Here is a 3,607-nt window from a genome sequence, read left to right as displayed (position 1 = left end):
GTCTCGCCTGCCGGGAGACCCTTGTCACGGTAGGTACAGTGGTGCACGACTTGATGAGAGCTCGCACTCCTGAGGTGGCGCGGCGGCAGCGCCGGGTGATCGAGCAGGTCAAGGGGGACCCCGTTTTGACCCTCTGAGAACGGGGCAGGTATCTTTGTTTATCGGACCCGACACCCATCGGGTCGATCCGCATGCCCGTGCATGACGTGGTCCCCGTTTTCGGGCGACTGCGCCAGCGCCGAGGATGTGCGGAACTCCTCTCGACAACCCCACCGGGGTCGTTCCCGCTGGGGTGCATCAGCGCCGCAAGGCCGAGAAGAGGGCGACACGCCCGACCTCGTGGGCGGGGGAGTTCCGAACCACAGTGCCTGACAGGTGCTCGACGCCAGGGCACGCCGAAGCTCGAACGAGCGGCCGCTTGGTCGAGTACCAGAAGACGCGAACGCTGACAGAAAGCCGGTCCATGCCCACCATCCAGCAGCTGGTCCGTAAGGGCCGCCAGGACAAGGTCGCCAAGACCAAGACCGCGGCGCTCAAGGGGAGCCCGCAGCGGCGTGGCGTGTGCACCCGCGTGTACACCACCACCCCCAAGAAGCCCAACTCGGCCCTGCGCAAGGTCGCCCGTGTGAAGCTGAGCAGCGGCATCGAGGTCACGGCCTACATCCCCGGTGAGGGTCACAACCTGCAGGAGCACTCGATCGTGCTCGTTCGTGGCGGCCGTGTGAAGGACCTTCCCGGTGTGCGCTACAAGATCCTCCGCGGTTCCGCTGACACCCAGGGTGTGAAGAACCGCAAGCAGTCTCGCAGCAAGTACGGTGCGAAGAAGGAGAAGAGCTGATGCCCCGCAAGGGTCCGGCCCCGAAGAGGCCGCTGCACGCCGACCCCGTCTACGGGTCGCCGCTGGTCACGCAGCTGGTCAACAAGGTCCTGGTCGACGGCAAGCGTTCGCTGGCCGAGCGGATCGTCTACGCGGCGCTGGAAGGCTGCCGGGAGAAGACCGGCACTGACCCGGTCGTCACGCTCAAGCGTGCTCTGGACAACGTGAAGCCGACCCTGGAGGTCCGCAGCCGCCGCGTCGGTGGCGCGACCTACCAGGTGCCGATCGAGGTGCGCGCCGGTCGTTCGACCACCCTCGCGCTGCGCTGGCTGGTCAGCTACTCGCGGGCCCGCCGCGAGAAGACCATGGTCGAGCGCCTGATGAACGAGCTGCTGGACGCCAGCAACGGTCTCGGCGCGAGCGTCAAGAAGCGCGAAGACACGCACAAGATGGCGGAGTCCAACAAGGCCTTCGCGCACTACCGCTGGTGATGTCGGGTCGGCTCTTGCCCGCCTTGGCACACCGCTTCAACAGCTTGCACCTGCTGTAGGGAACGGGGAACAAACTCGTGGCACGCGACGTGCTGACTGACCTGACCAAGGTCCGCAACATCGGCATCATGGCCCACATCGATGCGGGCAAGACCACCACGACCGAGCGGATCCTGTACTACACCGGGATCACCCACAAGCTCGGTGAGACGCACGACGGCGCTTCCCAGATGGACTGGATGGAGGAGGAGCAGAAGCGGGGTATCACCATCACCTCGGCTGCCACCACCACCTTCTGGGGCGACACCCAGATCAACATCATCGACACCCCGGGCCACGTCGACTTCACCGTCGAGGTGGAGCGTTCGCTGCGCGTGCTCGACGGCGCGGTCGCGGTGTTCGACGGCAAGGAGGGTGTCGAGCCGCAGTCCGAGCAGGTCTGGCGCCAGGCGGACAAGTACGACGTTCCGCGCATCTGCTTCGTCAACAAGATGGACAAGCTGGGTGCGGACTTCTACTTCACGGTCAAGACCATCGAGGACCGGCTGCACGCCACCCCGCTGGTCATCCAGCTGCCCATCGGCGCCGAGTCGGACTTCGAGGGCGTCATCGACCTGGTCAAGATGAAGGCTCTGACCTGGCGCGGTGAGGTCCAGAAGGGCACGGACTACGAGATCGAGGAGATCCCGGCCGAGCTCGCCGACAAGGCCGCCGAGTACCGCGAGAAGCTGATCGAGGCCGTCGCGGAGACCGACGAGGCCCTGATGGAGGCCTACTTCGGCGGCGAGGAGCTGACCGAGGAGCAGATCAAGGGCGGCATCCGGAAGCTCACCACCAGCCGCGAGGCCTTCCCGGTCCTGTGCGGCACCGCGTTCAAGAACAAGGGCGTTCAGCCCATGCTCGACGCGGTGGTGGACTACCTGCCGTCGCCGCTGGACGTCCCGCCGGTGCAGGGCACCCTGCAGGACGGCGAGACCCCGGCGGAGCGCAAGCCGAGCACCGAGGAGCCGTTCGCCGCGCTGGTCTCGAAGATCGCGGTTCACCCGTTCTTCGGCAAGCTGACCTACATCCGCGTCTACTCGGGCAAGGTCGCTTCCGGCGCCCAGGTCATCAACTCGACCAAGGGCAAGAAGGAGCGCATCGGGAAGATGTTCCAGATGCACTCCAACAAGGAGAACCCGGTGGAGGAGGTGCAGGCCGGCCACATCTACGCGGTGATCGGTCTGAAGGACACCACCACCGGTGACACCCTGTGCGACGCGGCGAACCCGATCGTGCTCGAGTCGATGACCTTCCCGGAGCCGGTCATCGAGGTGGCCATCGAGCCCAAGACGAAGGCCGACCAGGAGAAGCTCTCCACGGCGATCCAGAAGCTCGCCGAGGAAGACCCCACGTTCCAGGTCAAGCTGGACGAGGAAACCGGTCAGACCATCATCAAGGGCATGGGTGAGCTGCACCTCGAGGTGCTGGTCAACCGGATGAAGACCGACTTCAAGGTCGAGGCGAACATCGGTAAGCCGCAGGTGGCCTACCGCGAGACGATTCGCAAGTCGATCGAGAAGTACGAGTACACGCACAAGAAGCAGACCGGTGGTTCCGGTCAGTTCGCGCGCGTGATCATCGCCCTCGACCCGATCGAGCAGAGCGCCGACGCCCCGACCTACGAGTTCGAGAACAAGGTCACGGGTGGCCGGGTTCCGCGGGAGTACATCCCGTCGGTCGACCAGGGTGCGCAGGACGCGATGCAGTACGGCGTGCTGGCCGGCTACCCGCTGGTCGGCGTGAAGGTGACCTTGCTCGACGGCCAGTACCACGAGGTCGACTCGTCGGAAATGGCGTTCAAGGTCGCTGGTTCGATGGCGCTCAAGGAGTCCGCCGCCAAGGCGTCCCCCGCGCTGCTCGAGCCGATGATGGCGGTCGAGGTGACCACGCCCGAGGACTACATGGGCGATGTCATCGGCGACCTGAACTCCCGCCGTGGCCAGGTCCAGGCCATGGAGGAGCGCAGCGGTACCCGCGTCGTCAAGGCCCTCGTGCCGCTGTCGGAGATGTTCGGGTATGTCGGCGACCTGCGGTCCAAGACCCAGGGTCGTGCCAACTACTCGATGGTGTTCGACTCCTACGCCGAGGTTCCGGCGAACGTGGCGAAGGAGATCATCGCCAAGGCAACGGGCGAGTGACCCGCTGCTCGGCCCCGGGTGACCGGGACCGGGCGCAGGCGACGCCTCGCGAAGGCGACCGGGGAGCAATCCCCTCCAGTTCGGCGGCGTGCGGGCCGAGATCCGCAAGGGGCCGGGCC

General features: G+C 66.0%; 3 protein-coding genes. All 3 read left to right on the top strand.

All coding sequences use genetic code 11. The features are described from left to right. Positions 1-463 precede the first annotated feature (463 nt). Positions 464-838, top strand: a complete 375-nt coding sequence (rpsL, locus tag ABTZ89_RS36915) for a 30S ribosomal protein S12 (protein WP_093155402.1) — start codon at positions 464-466, stop codon at positions 836-838. Further along, entirely contained in the window at positions 838-1,308 is a 471-nt protein-coding gene (rpsG, locus tag ABTZ89_RS36910; RefSeq protein WP_093155232.1) for a 30S ribosomal protein S7, read from the top strand. The genes rpsL and rpsG overlap by 1 nt, the downstream gene beginning before the upstream one ends. A gap of 77 nt (positions 1,309-1,385) precedes the next feature. Further along, positions 1,386-3,488 carry an elongation factor G gene (gene fusA, locus ABTZ89_RS36905; protein ID WP_351053720.1) on the top strand — a complete coding sequence of 701 codons (2,103 nt, stop codon included), beginning with the start codon at positions 1,386-1,388 and terminating at the stop codon, positions 3,486-3,488. Positions 3,489-3,607: the final 119 nt, after the last annotated feature.

It is taken from the genome of Saccharopolyspora sp. NPDC002686, assembly GCF_040295745.1.
GTDB lineage: Bacteria > Actinomycetota > Actinomycetes > Mycobacteriales > Pseudonocardiaceae > Saccharopolyspora > Saccharopolyspora oryzae.
Note: the sequence above shows the minus strand (reverse complement) of the source record. Positions and strands in the feature narration are given on the sequence as shown.